Annotated in this window: 16 protein-coding genes; 9 read left to right on the plus strand and 7 right to left on the minus strand. The window is 63.3% G+C overall.

Going from position 1 to position 15,746, the window contains the following annotated elements:
- Positions 1-19: 19 nt before the first annotated feature.
- Positions 20-1,123 carry a calcium/proton exchanger gene (cax, locus tag BI327_RS19325; RefSeq protein ID WP_076862392.1) on the minus strand — a complete coding sequence of 368 codons (1,104 nt, stop codon included), beginning with the start codon at positions 1,121-1,123 and terminating at the stop codon, positions 20-22.
- Positions 1,124-1,370: 247 nt separating this feature from the next.
- On the opposite strand from cax, the gene BI327_RS19330 reads away from it, so the two are divergent.
- Positions 1,371-1,877 carry a Spy/CpxP family protein refolding chaperone gene (locus BI327_RS19330; RefSeq protein ID WP_076862393.1) on the plus strand — a complete coding sequence of 169 codons (507 nt, stop codon included), beginning with the start codon at positions 1,371-1,373 and terminating at the stop codon, positions 1,875-1,877.
- A gap of 153 nt (positions 1,878-2,030) precedes the next feature.
- A complete protein-coding gene (locus tag BI327_RS42385) occupies positions 2,031-2,297 on the plus strand; it encodes a hypothetical protein (RefSeq protein WP_159450474.1) in 267 nt (88 codons plus the stop codon).
- A 108-nt stretch (positions 2,298-2,405) separates the two neighbouring features.
- On the opposite strand, the gene BI327_RS19340 is transcribed toward BI327_RS42385, so the two are convergent.
- Positions 2,406-2,813 carry a GFA family protein gene (locus tag BI327_RS19340; RefSeq protein WP_076862395.1) on the minus strand — a complete coding sequence of 136 codons (408 nt, stop codon included), beginning with the start codon at positions 2,811-2,813 and terminating at the stop codon, positions 2,406-2,408.
- Positions 2,814-3,028: 215 nt separating this feature from the next.
- Here BI327_RS19340 and BI327_RS19345 point away from each other — a divergent pair, with 215 nt between their 5' ends.
- The 4 genes from BI327_RS19345 (at position 3,029) to BI327_RS19360 (ending at position 5,743) form a co-directional block, all read left to right on the plus strand.
- Positions 3,029-3,982 carry a metallophosphoesterase family protein gene (locus BI327_RS19345; RefSeq protein WP_076862396.1) on the plus strand — a complete coding sequence of 318 codons (954 nt, stop codon included), beginning with the start codon at positions 3,029-3,031 and terminating at the stop codon, positions 3,980-3,982.
- Between the two features lie 12 nt (positions 3,983-3,994).
- Positions 3,995-4,318, plus strand: coding sequence for a cupredoxin domain-containing protein (locus tag BI327_RS19350; RefSeq protein WP_076862397.1), 324 nt, complete (start codon positions 3,995-3,997; stop codon positions 4,316-4,318).
- Positions 4,319-4,412: 94 nt separating this feature from the next.
- The gene (locus tag BI327_RS19355) at positions 4,413-4,970 is read left to right on the plus strand and encodes a sigma-70 family RNA polymerase sigma factor (RefSeq protein WP_076862398.1); all 558 of its coding nucleotides are present in this window, start codon (positions 4,413-4,415) and stop codon (positions 4,968-4,970) included.
- A complete protein-coding gene (locus BI327_RS19360; protein ID WP_076862399.1) occupies positions 4,967-5,743 on the plus strand; it encodes an anti-sigma factor family protein in 777 nt (258 codons plus the stop codon). The genes BI327_RS19355 and BI327_RS19360 overlap by 4 nt, the downstream gene beginning before the upstream one ends.
- A 202-nt stretch (positions 5,744-5,945) precedes the next feature.
- Here BI327_RS19360 and BI327_RS19365 read toward each other — a convergent pair whose 3' ends face one another.
- Positions 5,946-6,401, minus strand: coding sequence for a hypothetical protein (locus BI327_RS19365; protein ID WP_143271662.1), 456 nt, complete (start codon positions 6,399-6,401; stop codon positions 5,946-5,948).
- 109 nt (positions 6,402-6,510) lie between these two features.
- Complete coding sequence (gene hpnO, locus BI327_RS19370) at positions 6,511-7,902, minus strand: aminobacteriohopanetriol synthase HpnO (RefSeq protein WP_076862401.1); 1,392 nt, start codon at positions 7,900-7,902, stop codon at positions 6,511-6,513.
- A 102-nt stretch (positions 7,903-8,004) separates the two neighbouring features.
- Here hpnO and BI327_RS19375 point away from each other — a divergent pair, with 102 nt between their 5' ends.
- Positions 8,005-8,652, plus strand: coding sequence for a DUF2147 domain-containing protein (locus BI327_RS19375; RefSeq protein ID WP_076862402.1), 648 nt, complete (start codon positions 8,005-8,007; stop codon positions 8,650-8,652).
- Positions 8,653-8,739: 87 nt separating this feature from the next.
- Here the strand turns inward: BI327_RS19375 and hpnN are convergent, their stop codons facing one another.
- Positions 8,740-11,355, minus strand: a complete 2,616-nt coding sequence (hpnN, locus tag BI327_RS19380; RefSeq protein WP_076862403.1) for a hopanoid transporter HpnN — start codon at positions 11,353-11,355, stop codon at positions 8,740-8,742.
- Positions 11,356-11,806: 451 nt separating this feature from the next.
- Here hpnN and ispH point away from each other — a divergent pair, with 451 nt between their 5' ends.
- Both ispH and hpnH read left to right on the plus strand, forming a co-directional pair.
- On the plus strand, positions 11,807-12,733 hold the full coding sequence (gene ispH, locus BI327_RS19385; protein ID WP_076862404.1) for a 4-hydroxy-3-methylbut-2-enyl diphosphate reductase: 927 nt from the start codon (positions 11,807-11,809) through the stop codon (positions 12,731-12,733).
- A gap of 46 nt (positions 12,734-12,779) precedes the next feature.
- Positions 12,780-13,940 (plus strand): adenosyl-hopene transferase HpnH, encoded by a 1,161-nt coding sequence (hpnH, locus tag BI327_RS19390; RefSeq protein ID WP_076862405.1) that lies wholly within the window; start codon positions 12,780-12,782, stop codon positions 13,938-13,940.
- Positions 13,941-14,002: 62 nt separating this feature from the next.
- On the opposite strand, the gene BI327_RS19395 is transcribed toward hpnH, so the two are convergent.
- Both BI327_RS19395 and BI327_RS19400 read right to left on the minus strand, forming a co-directional pair.
- On the minus strand, positions 14,003-14,902 hold the full coding sequence (locus BI327_RS19395) for a Rossmann-like and DUF2520 domain-containing protein (protein ID WP_076862406.1): 900 nt from the start codon (positions 14,900-14,902) through the stop codon (positions 14,003-14,005).
- Entirely contained in the window at positions 14,899-15,741 is an 843-nt protein-coding gene (locus BI327_RS19400; protein WP_076862407.1) for a class II aldolase/adducin family protein, read from the minus strand. The genes BI327_RS19395 and BI327_RS19400 overlap by 4 nt, the downstream gene beginning before the upstream one ends.
- Positions 15,742-15,746: the final 5 nt, after the last annotated feature.

Consider the following 15,746-nt stretch of genomic DNA (forward strand, 5'->3'; position numbering starts at 1 on the left):
CAAGCGGACGCGTTGCCGATCAGATCGGACCGTGCGATCCCGGTGGCACCATATACAGTGTCATGGCAAAAATCGCGTAGATGAACACCAGCAAGGCGCCGATGAACCACGCCGACCTTCCGCTGTTGGTGATGAAGCAGGACGTGACGGAGGCGATCATGACCATCGTCACGGCACCCGGCCAGAACTGCAGGTCCATTGGCTTCGGACCGACGACGTAGCTGAGAAGAACCAGCGCCGGCGCAACGAACAGGGCGATTTGAGATGCGCTTCCGAGCGCGATGCTGACACTCATGTCCAGCCGGTTCTTGCGCGCGGCAGAGAACGCGACCGCCATTTCAGCCGCGGCGCCGACCAGCGCGACGATGATGAAACCGACAAACGCCCCGCTCAGTCCCAGCGTCTCACCCGCCTTCTGCACCGAGCTCACGAATATCTCGCTCACCAGGGCAACCAGCACGGTAACCACGATGAGCGTGCCCGAAGCCAGTCCGATCGGCCAACCAGCGCCATCCGTCTCGCCATGGTCCCCGCTCTCAAACAGTTCCTTGTGGGTCTTGAGCGAGAACAGCAAGCCAAGTCCGTAAGCACATATCAGCAGCACGGCGAGGCCGGTGCTGAGCGTCTGCGCCATGACCTCGCCTCGTGCCTGATCAAGGTCGGCAACGGCTGCTGGCGCAAGCAGCGCAATCGTGGCCATCAACAGCAGCGCTGCGTACATCCTCCCGCCGGCCCTATTGTACTCCTGAACATGATAACGAAGCCCACCGAGCAGGAATGATGCGCCGAGCATGAAAAGCGAATTGGTGACAATCGCGCCGGCGATCGATGCCTTGACCAGCATGTATTCCCCGGCGTGCAGTGCGGCGATCGCGATGATCAACTCCGTCAAATTTCCGAGGGTTGCATTGAGCAATCCTCCGATCGCATCGCCGGTCTTCTCAGCGACGCTCTCCGTTGCGTGACTGAGAAGGGCGGCCAGCGGCACGATGCTCAGGACCGCGAGCACGAACAGGGCCGTGTGAGCGGTGGGAGCCACATGTTCGACCACCAGCACGACCGGCACGAAGACCAGCATCCAAAGTATCGGATTGTGACGAATTTCCTTGAGCAAAAGATGCATCGGACCGCTCAATCGCAGGAAGCTTGACGGCGATTTCTGCGCGCCACGCGCCGATCGGGCTTGATCTAGCTCAATCCGCCGCCGGGAAGTCGCCGGTCACGGCGAGCCGAAATGCCCGTGTTTTTCGACCGGTCAGGAGCGTGTCCCCATGTACCGCTCGTGACTCCTTGACTTAGGTCAACCCGCGCTGATCCGGCCGTGTCTTTCTGCGCGCGGACATCACCAATGGTCACATCAGGAGTTTGCCATGACGAGGAACGCAGCTGTCGCAGCGGTTGCACTGTTGGTAACGACCTCGTCTCTCGCCCTCGCGGCGGAGACATCCTCGACTGTCGGAGTGGCGCCACCCAACGCCGCCGACCTGAAGAGCCTGACCGATATGCGCGTCGGCATTGTCAAAGCCGCCTTGCAGCTTACACCCGATCAGGAGAAATACTGGCCGGCCATCGAGGATGCGATCCGCACCAGAGCGAAGAATCGGCAGGCCCGGTTGGAGCAGGTCGCCGAACTGCACCAGAACGGCCCGATGGACGGCCTTCATGACGGCAATCCCGTCGAATTGATGCAGCGCAGAGCCGACCGGCTCATTCAGCGTGGGACCGACCTCAAGAAGCTCTCCGATGCCTGGGAGCCGCTCTACAAGACATTGAGTGATGATCAGAAGAGAAGGATGGCATTCGTATCGTTCGCCGTCATGCGCGGCGTACGAAATGCGATCGAGCAGAACGGCGGCCCGGAAGACGAGGACGAATAAGGACGAACGGTCGCGGTCCGCGCGCAAATGAAAAACGCCGCCCCCTTGCGGGGACGGCGGAAGCTACGCACGCAGTACTGGAACGGTTAGAGCGTTTTCGAGCGAAGTGGGCATCGGTTCGCGTGAAGAAAACGCGTCAAAATTAAAGAGCTAGTGCTTGCCGTGGTGCTCGGCGTGATGCCGGCTCGCCTCGGTGTGGTGGTGCTGGGCATGGCTGGCATGGCCATGGGCGCTGTGCGCGTGGTGCGCCGCCTTCTCGTGATTGCCCTCTTCGTGATGCTTGGCGGCTTCGCGGTGGTGCCGCGCCGCGTGCTCGTGATGCTCAGCTGCCTTGTGATGATGCTCAACGCCTGCGTGGTCGCTCATGATGATCTCCCGGTCTGGCGAATGAAGTCCGCCATCTTTAAGCAGCAGCGCTGACATTATGCTGACGGCTGCAAGACAGCTTTGTTGCGGCCGTTCATCTACCTTGCAGACCAGAACCATGTTGCGGCGCGCATCGTCGCCACAGCGTGCATCGGCCCCCGGTCACTCCGTCGGTGGAAAGCGATCGAAGGCCGGCAACGCATGCGCGGTTTCCATCCAGCGCAGGCGCTCGGCGACCTGGATATGCATGGTAGCCGGCAGCGCATCGGGATCATCATAGGTGCCGCTCTGGATGTCGATGAACCCGGGCAACATGTTGCTGTTGGTGTAGAAAAGCCCGCTGCCGCAATTCGCGCAGAAGTGCCGGCGGCCATGCTCGGAGGATCGGTAGATCGTGGGCTGCCCCTTGGTCAGCTTGAGTGCATCCTCGGCGACCATCACCCAGCCGACCATCGGCGCGCCGGCGTGGCGCCGGCAGTCGGTGCAGTGGCACAGCGCATGGACAACCGGTTCCCCGATGACCTCGTAGCGAACCTCGCCGCAATGACAGCCTCCGGTCACATTGCCCATGGTTTCCTCCGGTCGATCAGTGGTTTACCGGGTGGATAGCGCCGCACGCGCCCGAGCTTCAATGCCGCATCTTGCCGTTGCGTCCACCTGTCGCGCGGACGCTCACGAAATCGTCATCCCTGCCCTCGGCGCCCTCCCGGGCCCCGGGAATAAAGCCCCGGCCGCGCCGATCACCTTCCCGGAAACCCAATCCCTGGGACCACGGGAGACTTGTCATGAGCGGACACGATCACAATCACCACGATGAGGAGAAAGGCGTCAGCCGACGCAAGGTGCTGGAATGCATGACCTGGGCCGGCACCGGCGTGCTGTGGACGGTCACCGGCGGCGTGCCGCATTCGCTCGGCATCGTCGGCTCGGCGGCGGCAGCGGAAGCCACCACCGGCATGACCTTCATGCAGATCAGCGACAGCCATGTCGGCTTCGACAAGCCGGCCAATCCGAACGCCATCGGCACGCTGGAAGAGGCCATCAACAAGGTCAAGGCGATGCCGGTCAAGCCGTCCTTCATGATCCACACCGGCGACATCACGCATCTGTCCAAGGCGTCTGAATTCGATGATGCCGATCGCATCATCTCGCAGGCCAAGCTCGACGTGCATTACGTGCCGGGCGAGCACGACTTCATCGACGAGGAGGTCAAGCTCTACAAGGAGCGCTACGGCAAGGGCACCAAGGGTCCGGGCTATTATTCCTTCGACGCCGGCGGCGTGCATTTCGTCGGCCTCGTCAACGTCGTCGACCTCAAGGGCGGCGGCCTCGGCAATCTCGGCAACGAGCAGCTCGAATGGCTCGAGAATGACCTCAAGGGCCGCTCGAAGTCGACGCCGATCGTGCTGTTCGCCCACATCCCGCTGTGGACGGTCTATCCGCAATGGGGCTGGGGCACCGAGGACGGAGCCCGCGCGCTGGAATACGTCAAGGGCTTCGGCTCCGTCACGGTGCTCAACGGCCACATCCACCAGGTGATGCAGAAGGTCGAGGGCAACGTCACCTTCCACACCGCGCGTTCGACCGCCTTCCCGCAGCCGGCGCCGGGTGCCGCCCCCTCGCCCGGCCCGATGAAGGTCGAGGATGCCAAGCTGCGCAGCATGCTCGGCGTCGCCAGCATCAACTTCAAGCAGAACAGCCAGCCGCTGGCGATCATCGACACGCCGCTGCAAGGCTAAGGGACGAGACCGATGAGTTCGATCAATCGACGCGACTTCGGCATCGCCGTGGTCGCGGCCATGCTGCTGCCGGTCACGGCGGCGCGCGCCGAAGACACCGCGGTCCACATCGACAACTTCTCGTTCACGCCGAACCCGCTCGACGTGAAGGTCGGCACCACGGTGACCTGGACCAACCGCGACGACATCCCGCACACCGTGGTGTGCGCGGGCAAATTCCGCTCCAAGACCATGGATACCGACGGCACCTTCTCGTTCACCTTCACGGAGCCTGGCGAGTACAAGTATTTCTGCTCGCTGCATCCGCACATGACAGGCAGTATCAAGGTTGGGTAACGTGATCACCCATACAATCACAACCATGCCCGGCCGGTGGCCCTCAGCCCCCGGCCGGGCACAAGCCGTCTCTCGACATGCCGGGCAGGACACGATGGTTGTCAACGCGTCGCAAGACGATCCCGAAAAGGCGCGGCGCTTCCGCGAAGCCGCGCTGCCGTACCTTGACGACGCCTACACGCTGGCGCGCTATCTGCTGCGCGATGCCGCCGATGCCGAGGATGCGGTGCAGGAATGCTATCTGCGCGCCTACAAGCATTTCGACAGCTACCGGGGACCTGCGATGAAGCCGTGGCTGTTTGCGATCCTGCGCAATGTCTGCCGCGCCGAATATGCACGGCGCAAGACCGCCCCCACCGCGGTCGAGGAGCTGCCCGAAGGCGGCGAGCAGACCCCGCTGTGGAACGAAGCCCCGGAGACACCGGAAAAGCAGCTGCTGCGCCGCTTCGACGGCGACACCGTGCGCAAGCTGGTCGCGGCGCTCGCCGAGCCGTTCCGCGAGACCTTCGTGCTCAGGGAAATCCAGAATCTATCATACCGCGAGATCGCCGATGTCGCCGCCGTGCCTGTCGGCACCGTGATGTCCCGCCTCGCGCGCGCCCGCGCCATGCTGCGATCGGCATGGCTTGCGGAACAGGAGCAAGTGAAATGACCTGCGAGGAAGCCGAAGTGCTGGTTCACGCGCTGATCGACGGCGAACTCGACGCCGGCCATGCGCGCGAAGTGGAAGCCCATATCGAGGGGTGCGCGCATTGCGCCGCCTTGATGAAGGAGTATCAGGAGATCCGCCAGGCGATCGCCGAGAGCGACGTGCGCTACAAGGCGCCGCTCGAGCTGCGCCGCAAGATCGAGAAGGCATTGCCGCAACCGCAGACGCAGGCGCAGGCGGCGCCGAGCCGGCGCTCGGTGCTGCGCGGCTTCGCGATGGGCTCCGCGGTGTCGGCGATGGCCGCAACCGGCCTCGTTGCGATCGTGCTGCGCAGCGACGACGAGCAGCGCATCGAGAACGAGGTGGTGTCGGCGCATCTGCGCTCGCTGCAGGCCGGCCACCTGATCGACGTGGTCTCGACCGATCAGCATACGGTCAAGCCGTGGTTCAACGGCAAGCTCGACGTCTCGCCGCCGGTGATCGACCTCACCGCGCAGGGCTTTACGCTGATCGGCGGCCGGCTCGACTACGTCAACGCCCGCGAGATCGGCGCCGTGGTCTACAAGCGGCGCCAGCACGTGATCAATTTGTTCGTGGCGCAGACCGCGAACACCGAACGGAAGAGCGCGAAGATCTCGACCTTGCAGGGCTTCAATATCAGGCGCTGGAGCGACCGTGGCCTGAACTACTGGGCGGTCAGCGATCTCGGCGCCGACGAATTGACCGAGTTCGGCGACAAGTTCGAGAGCGCGATGCGCGCGAACAAGGAAGGGTGATTTTCGCCCCACTCATCGTCATTGCGAGGAGCGACGGTGACGAAACAATCCACACCTCCGCTTGCCGCGGGATGGATTGCTTCGCTCCGCTCGCAATGACGAATGAGATGATCGTGTAGCCCGGATGCAGCGCAGCGCAATCCGGGAACGATTTGACCCGTGTCGAGAAACCCGGATTTCGCTGCGCTGCATCCGGGCTCGACTAGTCGCAGATCGGGTATGACTGCTGGCGACCAACGATTCTGGGCAAGCGAAGGGTTTTCTCTCCCTTCTTCCGATTGGTCCAATTGCTGTTGTCAAAATTGCCGGTCAGGGCTTGAGCCGTTACCTTTCCCCTAAAGGTCATGACCTGTCCGTTGGAACCCTCAAGTGCAACCTTAAAGAGGATGTCCCCCTTCTTTGGATCGACGGTCGCCGCTCCAATCTGGGGATCACCGAGCTGCCCTTCGGCCAGCTGGTGGACGACGTAGTCACCTTCCTTCAGCCGAAGGAGAACAACTCGCATCCCGAGCAGGTCGCCCGACTCGGGATGATAGCAAACGTCGGAGTAAACGGCGGCGACGCTATCATCGGTCGGCGCGGCGTTGGCAAACGTCCCAGCAATCAATGAAAACGCGCCAGTAATCAACACACAGCGCAAACTACAAGCGATGGCCATGGACCGCATTGTTTGTAGCCCGAATGGAGGGAAGTGTAATCCGGGAATGGACTCACCAGTTTTGAGAACCCGGATTTCGCTGCGCTGCATCCGGGCTACAGGTTCGAACTCACGCCGACTTGCGCACCGCGTTGTCGACCAGCGTTTTGCCGAGCGACCAGATCGCGCCGGGCACCTTGTGGCTGCCGGCGATCACATCGTCGAACGACTTCTCGATCCAGCTGCAGTCCTCTTCGGTGATCGTGAGCGGCGGCAGCAACTTGATGGTGTGCAGGCCGTGGCCGGCGACTTGCGTGAGGATCTTGTGATCCTTGAACAGCGGCACCGTGATGAGCTGGCAGAACAGGCCCTTGTTGGCGGTCTCCAGCAGATTCCACGACGCCTTCAGGCGCAGCGATTTCGGCGGCCCGAACTCGACGCCGATCATCAGGCCCTTGCCGCGGACTTCCTTCATCAGTTCGTAGCCGGGCACCATGCGCGTCAGCGCAAGACGGAGCTCGGCGCCGCGCTTGGCCGCGTTCTCGACCAGCCGCTCGGCCTTGATGACGTCGAGCGTGGCGATACCGGCAGCCATCGCCAGATCGTTCTTGGCGAAGGTCGAGCCGTGCACGACCGCGCGGTCCATCTGGTTGAAGATCTTGTCGAAGATGTTCTTGCGCGTCAGCAGCGCGCCGATCGGCACGTGACCGCCGGAGAGCGCCTTCGCCAGCAGCACCATGTCGGGCTCGATGCCCCAGTGCTCGATCGCGAGGAACTTGCCGGTGCGGCCGATGCCGGTCTGAATCTCGTCGGCGATGAACAGCGTGCCGTATTTGCGGCACAGTGCCAGCGCGCCGGGCAGGAACTCGTCGGTGGGCATGTTGACGCCCTTGCCCTGGATCGGCTCGACAATGAACGCACTGACCTGGCGCGACGACAGCGCCTTCTCCAGCGCCTCGAGATCGTTGAAGGGGATCGCGGTGCAGCCCGGCAGCAGCGGCTCGAAGCCGCCGCGGAAATTCGAATCATCGGTCAGCGACAATGCGCCGTAGGACAGGCCATGGAACGAATGCCCGCAATAGACGATACCCGGACGACCGGTCGCGCCACGCGCGAACTTGATCGCGGCTTCGACGGTTTCGGCGCCGGAATTGGCGAAAAACACCTTGTCCAGGTATGGAACATGTTCCAGAAGCCGCTCCGCGAGCACGCCGGCGAGCGTCGAGACATCGAGCTGCACCAGATTGGGCAGGTCGGCGTCGAGCACACTCTTCAGCGCCTGGCGCAGGGCCGGATGATTGCGGCCAATCGCAAAAACGCCAAATCCACTCAATAGATCAAGGTAACGAGCCCCCTGACGATCGAAGAGGTATTGGCCTTGCCCCTTCTGGAAACCGACGTCGTAGCCGATGGTCTTGAGGACGCGAACGAGCTGCTCGTTGAGGTGACGCGTGTGCATGGCACCGCGCTGCCCCTCGCGCTCCACAAAAATCTCGGAAACGTCTAAATTGGAACTTACCATTCGTTACATACGTCGGTTGATGGCCATCTCGTCAACTTAAAACGCTCGCTAGCGGCGTTTTGACCCCCGCTCGGATCGTCTAGTTAAGCACAGGTTTGGACCATGTTGCACTGCCCAAGAACTTTCGCGCGTACAATAGCCTTTTCAGGTTTATTTTTGGCCACCGTATTATCACCGGCACTCGCAGCCGACCCGACCGGCGACTGGAAGGTCGCGGACGGTGTCGCCACCATCCGCGTCGCCCAGTGTAATGGCAACATGTGGGGTGCTGTGTCCTGGGAAAAAACCCCTGGCGGCAAGGATAAGAACAATCCTGATCCTGCAAAGCAGACGAGGCCGACGCTCGGCATGCCGATCCTGATCGACATGAAGAAGAAGGCCGGCGTCGATGCTTGGGAAGGCCAAGTCTACAACGCGAAGGACGGCCAGCTCTATAGCTCGACCATCAAGCCCGTCGGCACCGACCAGCTGGAGATCCAGGGTTGCGTGCTCGGCTTCCTGTGCGGCGGCGAGACCTGGACCCGCGTCGGCCCGCCGATCCCGGTGAGCGCGGCCGGCAATCCGGCCGCAGGCGCTTCGGCTGCGAAGGGCGCCAAGTCAGCAGCGCCGCAGAAGACCACCGGCTCCGTGGCGCCTGCCACCAAGCCCGGTCAAAAGCAGGGGACCCACGCGCCGGCCAACGCCAATGCGCAGGCCGACACGGTGGGCGATATCTGCCTGCTGCCGGACATCGCGCGGCCGACCCAATAACACAGGTTAACGGGCAACCCGGCCCGCTGACATCGCGGCTCGGCGGCGCTTGCCGCCAAGCCGGAGCGAAAGCGAACCGCCAACGCGTCAGGTGACGTCGTTGGCGATATCCTCCTCCTTGAGCGCCTCGCGCGGCTTGCCCATCAGCGCCGGCTGGAACAGCAACACCGCAGCCAGCGTGGTGACCAGCGAGAGTGCAAGCAGCTTGCCCATGCTCGCGGTGCCGGGATGGCTGGACAGCCACAGGCTGCCGAACGCGGTCGCGGTGGTCAGCGCGCTGAAAAAGATCGCACGCGTCAGGCTCGACTGCAGCAGATTCGTCCTGCCCTGCCGCCACGCCGTGACATAGTAGATCTTGAACGCCACGCCGACGCCGAGCAGCAGCGGCAAAGCTACGATGTTGGCGAAGTTGAGCGGCAGCCCGATCAGCACGCAGATCTCCAGCGTGACGATGCCGGCGACCAAGAGCGGCACCAGCGTCATCAGCACGTCGACGACGCGGCGCAGCGTCAGCCACAGCAGCAGGCTGATCGTGACCAGCGCCAGGATGCCGGCGTGGATGAACGCGTTCACGATCACATCGCCCGACTTCAGGATCGAGACCGGACCGCCGATCGCGGTCGGCTCGGCGGCGAGCACGGCGTCGGCAAAGCGGCGCAGATTGTCGTTGTCGTTCGGATCGCCCTTCGGCTCCGCCTCGACGCGCATCAGGCCGTCCTTGGTCTTCCAGCTCGCGACCAGTTCCGGCGGCAGGGTCTGCAGCGTGACGGTCTGGGCCTGCAATGTGTTGCGGAGCTGATCGAACACGATCTTCATCGGCGCGACGAAGACCTCCTGCGCCTTGTCGCGGGTCGCCTGGGTCGAATCGGCAAGCTTCTGCAGGGCGTCGGCGAGCCGGCGCGCGGCGACCGCACCCGGCCCCTTGCCGTCGCCTGCGGTCCTGCGCAGGCTGTCGACCGAACTCTTCAGCGACTCGACGTTCTCCTGATCCGACGGCGCCGGATCGACCGAGTCCGGGTTGAGCGCCGGGCCGAGCGTCTTGGCGGCCTGCGCGATCAGCTTCAGCTTGGCCGGCTGGTCGTCAGGCACGAAGCTGTCGAGCGACATCACGCGCGACACTTCCGGCAGCTTCTCGAGCTTGGCCTCGATCTTCTTGGCGTCGGCTTCCGAGCGCGTCATCACGTCGATGGCATTGGCGCCGGTGTTCGGATCCTTCCTGAGGTCGAGGAAGGTCGCGATCGATTCCGCCTGCTTGTTGCGCAGGTTGATCGGGTTGAAGTCGAACTTCATGTAGTGGAGCAGCGGCAGGCCCGCGACCGTGACCAGCAGCGTGCCGACGATGATCGGGACGCGATGCTTCTCCAGGAAGTGATCGACCGGCGCCAGGAAGGCGTAGCCGACCGGCTCCTTCTCTCCCGGAGGGTTGAGCAGGTCGAGCAGCGCCGGCAGCACCGTGATGCTGGTGATGAAGGCCACCAGCATGCCCGCGCCGGCGATCTTGCCGAGCTCGGAGATGCCCTTGTAGTCGGTCGGCAGGAAGCACAGGAAGCCTGCGGCGGTCGCCATCGCCGCGAGCGACAGCGGCACCGCGGAGCGGCGCGCCGCGTTCTCCAGCGCCAGCGTCAGATTGTCGTTCTTGAAGCGCTCGGAGCGGTAGCGCACGCTGAACTGGATGCCGAAGTCGACGCCGAGGCCGACGAACAGCACCGCGAAGGCAATCGAGAGCAGGTTCAGCGACCCGACCATCATCAGGCCGACCGCCGTGGTGATGGCAAGGCCGATGAACAGGTTCACGAACACCGCGAAGATGATCTTGCCGGAATGCAGCGCCATCCAGAGGATGATCAGCACGATCACCACGGTGCCGATGCCGTTGGTGATCGCGCCATCCTGCACGGTCGCGTATTCCTCGTTGGCGATCGGCACCGGACCGGTCAGGCGCACGCGCGCGTGATAATCGGTCGGAAATTTCAGATCGGCGGCCGCCTGGCGGATCGCATCGGTCGCGGCCTTGCCGGGCTCCAGCGCCGAATAGTCGATGATCGGCTTGACCTCGATGAAGGCGCGCTTGTCCGAATCGGTCAGCGGCTTGTCGCTGGTGAGCTCGCGCCAGGAGAAGGTCGCGTTGCCCTTGGCGAGGATGGTCTCGACGGTCTCGGAGATCAGGTTGAAGGGCGGGGCTGCGTTGTCGAGCTTGACCTGCCCGCGCTTGACGCCGGCAAGGCCGGTCTCGAGCGCGCCGGTCAGTCCGCGAATCGACGGATCGCCGGCCATGATCTCGATCAGCGGCGCGGCCGATTCGAGCTGCCCCGCGACCTTGCCGACTTCTTCGGTCGGCAGGAACAGGAGGCCGTTCTTCTCGAAGAATTCGCCGGAGCCGAGCGCGGTGATCGCCTCGAAGTTCTTCTTGTCGGCTTGCAGCTTCGCGGTGAGCGCCTTGGCGGCCGCGCTGGTCAGCTCGGGCGTCGCCGCCTCGACCACAGCCAGGATCAGCCGCTCGCGATCAAACGCTTCCTCGAACTGGTTGTCGCGCTTACGCCAATCCAGATCCGGCGAGATCAGCTTGTTGATGTCGGTGTTGATCGAGAAGTTGCGGGCCGTATAGAAGCCGGCCCCGATCGACAGCAGCACAGAGATAATCACAACCGGAAGGGCAAAACGCGTACAGGTCCTAACAACGGAGACGACAATATTTGTCAGCACTTCGTTTCTTTCTAATCTCGGGGAAGCATGGCCGAAAACGCTCGCTCTGTAGCGGAGTTCCCGGGACCGATCTAATGTTGTTTTGGTTACCCTCCTCGACGGAATGGCGAGGAGGTTCCAAACGACAGGGACGGCCACGAAGGGCCGGTATAAACCGCATCAGTGGGCAATAAAGTGACGAACAAGTGAGGGGGACGGAGGGTCGCAGGGCCCGAAATCCATACCATATTACCTCACATGAGCCTCTTTACTGATCGGACGGCCGCTAGAGGCGCTACCTTTTTGCCACAAATCCCTGTATTTCCATGCGCTTGGGGCGGCGATCCCATGCAGGAACTGTGACGGCGCGGACATTGCAACTGACGTTGCGACGTCCGACGTGAGGAGTGCGTTGCCGAAAAGGCCGCAGGGCATTGAACGGGATTGGTGCAATTTGCGTAACGGACGTCCGATGGAAGTTTTTCTTGCTCAGCCGCGCGGCTTCTGCGCGGGCGTCGTGCGCGCGATCGAGATCGTCGAACGCGCGCTTCAGAAGTATGGCCCGCCGGTCTATGTCCGCCACGAGATCGTTCATAACAAGTACGTGGTCGAAAGCCTGAAGAAGAAGGGCGCGATCTTCGTCGAGAACCTGTCGGAAGTGCCGGCCAGGGCCGTGACCGTGTTCAGTGCCCATGGCGTGGCCAGGAGCGTCGAGGAAGAGGCGGAAGCGCGCGACCTCCCGGTGCTCAACGCCACCTGCCCGCTCGTCACCAAGGTCCATAACCAGGGCAAACGCTACATCTCGCGGGGCCGCACCCTGATCCTGATCGGGCACGCCGGCCACCCCGAGGTCGAGGGAACCATGGGCCAGGTTCCGGCACCGGTTCTGTTGGTCCAGAGCGTTCAGGATGTGGCGGAATTGCGGCTGCCGACCGACGCGCCGGTCGCCTACATCACCCAGACCACCCTGTCGGTGGACGATACCAAGGACATCATCACGGCTCTTCAGGCAAAATTTACAGATATTCAAGGCCCGGACACCCGGGATATCTGCTATGCGACACAGAACCACCAATCTGCGGTAAGGGACCTGAGCAAGCTGGTGGACGTCATTCTGGTGGTGGGGGCCGCCAATAGTTCCAACTCGAACAGGCTTCGTGAGATCGGCACCGAGGTCGGCGTCGCGAGTTATCTCATTGCCGATGGGAGCGAGCTCAACCCGGATTGGCTGAAGGATGCGAAGGCCGTCGGCATCACGGCGGGTGCATCGGCACCTGAAGTCTTGGTCGACGATGTCATCGAGGCCCTGCGGCGCATCGGACCGGTGTCGGTCTCGGTCGTTCCGGGCCGAGAAGAGAATATCGAATTCCGGCTGCCAGCCGAACTGACTGCGGGCTGATCTGAACCCACTTCCCTTTGAATAAGTGCAGAAAGAAAATCGTCTAATGGCTATACCGTTCTTCAAGGAAATGCGTATCGGCGGCTATCTGATCAAGCAGAAGCTGCTTGGCCGCAAACGCTATCCGCTCGTGCTGATGCTGGAACCCCTGTTCCGTTGCAACCTCGCCTGCGTCGGCTGCGGCAAGATCGACTATCCGGATGCGATCCTCAATCGCCGCATGACTGCGCAGGAATGCTGGGACGCGGCCGATGAATGCGGCGCGCCGATGGTGGCGATCCCCGGCGGCGAGCCGCTGATCCACAAGGAAATCGGCGAGATCGTGCGCGGCCTCGTGGCGCGCAAGAAGTTCGTCTCGCTGTGCACCAATGCGCTGCTGCTCGAGAAGAAGCTCGATCTGTTCGAGCCGTCGCCCTATCTGTTCTTCTCGGTGCATCTCGACGGCCTGAAGGACCATCACGACAAGGCCGTGTCGCAGAAGGGCGTGTTCGATCGCGCCGTCTCGGCGATCAAGGCGGCCAAGGCGCGCGGCTTCACGGTCAACGTCAACGCCACCATCTTCGACGGCCATCCGGCCGAAGAGATCGCCAAATTCCTCGACTTCACCACCGAGCTCGGCGTCGGCGTCTCGATGTCGCCGGGTTATGCCTATGAGCGTGCGCCCGACCAGGAGCACTTCCTCAACCGCACCAAGACCAAGAAGCTGTTCCGCGACGTCTTCGCCCTCGGCAAGGGCAAGAAGTGGAACTTCATGCATTCCGGGCTCTTTTTGGACTTCCTCGCCGGCAACCAGGAATACGAGTGCACGCCCTGGGGCATGCCGGCGCGCAACATCTTCGGCTGGCAGAAGCCCTGCTATCTGCTCGGTGAAGGCTACGCCAAGACCTTCAAGGAGCTGATGGACACCACCGACTGGGACACCTACGGCACCGGCAAGTACGAGAAGTGCGCCGACTGTATGGCCCATTGCGGCTACGAGCCGACCGCGGCGACCGCTGCGATCAACAATCCGCTGAAGGCGATGTGGGTCGCGCTGCGCGGCATCAGGACCTCGGGCCCGATGGCGCCCGAGATCGACATGTCGAAGCAGCGTCCGGCGCAGTACATCTTCGCCGAACAGGTGCAGAAGAAGCTCTCGGAGATCCGCCGCGACGAGGCGGCTGCCGCCGCCGCCAAGCAGCAGCAGAAGGCTTCTACCGCCGCCTGATGCGCGCGGAGCACGGAACGATGAAAGGCCCCGGTTCAGCGAACCGGGGCCTTTTCCTTTGATCAGGATGCCGCCTGCTCTTCGCGGCGCGCTCGCAGCAGCTTTTCGATCTCTGCGGCGCGCGGCGCGCTGAGTGTGCCGCGCTCGATCCCGAGCGGGACATTGCGCAGAGCCAGTTCGCGATACAGCGCACCCGAGGAGGGAAAGCGTTCGTCCAGCGCGCTGATATGCTTGCCGATCGTTCCAACGTCGCCGCGCGCCACGCAACCGCCCATGCCGTTGGCCAGCCCCCCGTCGAGCACGGCCGCGACCGTCCCCCGCAGCAGCGGCATCATCGCACGCAGCGCGTCGGCCTCGCTGGCGCCAAAGCTCTTCCAGAGCTCGACGCCCTCCTTGAGGAGCGAGATCAGGAACGGACCGACATAGTAGGCCGAGGCATGATAGAGCGCCCGCACACCGGCCGGCAGCGCCAGCGGCTCGCACCCGATGCTGATGGCGAGCCGATCCAGCTCGCGCCTGAAGTCGGGCTCGGCCTCGATGCCGACGGTGCATCCGCGCAAACCCTCGAGCGCGACGTCGGGATTTGCAAACATCTGCATCGGATGGAATCCGCCGGTTGCGGCGCCCGCGGATTTCGCATGATCGAGCGCGGCCAGTTCGGTCGCGCCGCTGCAATGAACCACGCGGTGATGCGGCTGCCAGCGCAAATCGCGGCAGGCCGGCAGGATGGCGTCGTCGCTCACCGTGAGGAAAATCATGTCGCAGCTGTCCACGACCTGCTGCGCGTCCGTCATCGCGGTTGCCGACGGCACCCGGGAGCCGAGCTGCTGCGCGGCGTCGGCACCGCGGTTGTGGAAAGCCGCGACATTCAGGTTTGCGCGGGCGAAGGCCGGCGCCAGTGTCTGCGCCACGCGGCCGGCGCCGACGAACCCGATCCGCAACGCGGCCTGCGACGCGCTCATTGCGCGTAGCTCCCGTCGAGGCGATCGAGCCTGCGCCGCAATGCCGGCCATTCCAGCAGGCCGTAACCGGCTTGCTGGTTTTGCGCCGCTTCATTCAGCACCGGATTGGTGTCGCGCTCATTATCCAGTGTGATCTCGGTGCCGGCAAAGCAGGTCACCGTATTGCCGATCGCCAGTTCGCTCGGCGCGTGCAGCGGCCGGCCGCAGCCGAGCGCATCGACCTGGATGCGGCAGGCCTGCTCCAGCCAGTAGATCGCATTGAACGCCTGCGGAATCGTATTGCCGCAGACCAGGAGGCCGTGATTGCGCAGGACCAGCACATTGTTGCGGCCGAGATCGGCGACCACCCGATCGCATTCGTCGCGATCGATCGCCGGCCCCTCGAAATCGTGATAGCCGATCCGCCCGTGAAACCGCATCGCGGTCTGCGACAGCGGCAGCAGCCCCTCGGCAAGCGTGCTGACCGCAGTGCCTGCCCTGGTGTGGGTATGCAGGACGCACTTCACGTCGGGCCGCGCGCGATGGATCGGGGCATGCAGATAGAAACCGGCCACGTTGACGTTGTAGCCGTGGTCGGGCTGCAGCAAGGTGCGGCCCTCGATGTCGATCTTGACGAGGCTCGACGCCGTGATCTCCTCGTACAGCATGCCGTAGGGATTGATCAGATATTGATCGTCATGTCCGGGGACCTGCGCGCTGATGTGGTTGTAGATCAGGTCGGTCATTCCATAGAGCGCGACCAGGCGGTAGCACGCCGCGAGATCGACCCGGGTCGCCCACTCCTGTTCTCCCACGCGGGCCCTGACATCGTGGACGGCACAAATTTCGGTCTGAAGCATGTGAC

Origin of the sequence: Bradyrhizobium mercantei (assembly GCF_001982635.1) — a bacterium.
GTDB classification, from domain to species: domain Bacteria; phylum Pseudomonadota; class Alphaproteobacteria; order Rhizobiales; family Xanthobacteraceae; genus Bradyrhizobium; species Bradyrhizobium mercantei.

Excerpts from the sequence above, each read along its gene's own strand:
- hpnO (WP_076862401.1), bottom strand. The coding sequence starts at position 7,902 with ATGGTAAGTTCCAATTTAGACGTTTCCGAGATTTTTGTGGAGCGCGAG.
- BI327_RS19375 (WP_076862402.1), top strand. The coding sequence starts at position 8,005 with ATGTTGCACTGCCCAAGAACTTTCGCGCGTACAATAGCCTTTTCAGGT.
- BI327_RS19330 (WP_076862393.1), top strand. The coding sequence starts at position 1,371 with ATGACGAGGAACGCAGCTGTCGCAGCGGTTGCACTGTTGGTAACGACC.
- cax (WP_076862392.1), bottom strand. The coding sequence starts at position 1,123 with ATGCATCTTTTGCTCAAGGAAATTCGTCACAATCCGATACTTTGGATG.
- BI327_RS19345 (WP_076862396.1), top strand. The coding sequence starts at position 3,029 with ATGAGCGGACACGATCACAATCACCACGATGAGGAGAAAGGCGTCAGC.
- BI327_RS19350 (WP_076862397.1), top strand. The coding sequence starts at position 3,995 with ATGAGTTCGATCAATCGACGCGACTTCGGCATCGCCGTGGTCGCGGCC.
- BI327_RS19400 (WP_076862407.1), bottom strand. The coding sequence starts at position 15,741 with ATGCTTCAGACCGAAATTTGTGCCGTCCACGATGTCAGGGCCCGCGTG.
- BI327_RS19360 (WP_076862399.1), top strand. The coding sequence starts at position 4,967 with ATGACCTGCGAGGAAGCCGAAGTGCTGGTTCACGCGCTGATCGACGGC.
- BI327_RS19340 (WP_076862395.1), bottom strand. The coding sequence starts at position 2,813 with ATGGGCAATGTGACCGGAGGCTGTCATTGCGGCGAGGTTCGCTACGAG.
- BI327_RS19355 (WP_076862398.1), top strand. The coding sequence starts at position 4,413 with ATGGTTGTCAACGCGTCGCAAGACGATCCCGAAAAGGCGCGGCGCTTC.
- hpnH (WP_076862405.1), top strand. The coding sequence starts at position 12,780 with ATGGCTATACCGTTCTTCAAGGAAATGCGTATCGGCGGCTATCTGATC.
- BI327_RS19365 (WP_143271662.1), bottom strand. The coding sequence starts at position 6,401 with ATGGCCATCGCTTGTAGTTTGCGCTGTGTGTTGATTACTGGCGCGTTT.
- BI327_RS19395 (WP_076862406.1), bottom strand. The coding sequence starts at position 14,902 with ATGAGCGCGTCGCAGGCCGCGTTGCGGATCGGGTTCGTCGGCGCCGGC.
- ispH (WP_076862404.1), top strand. The coding sequence starts at position 11,807 with ATGGAAGTTTTTCTTGCTCAGCCGCGCGGCTTCTGCGCGGGCGTCGTG.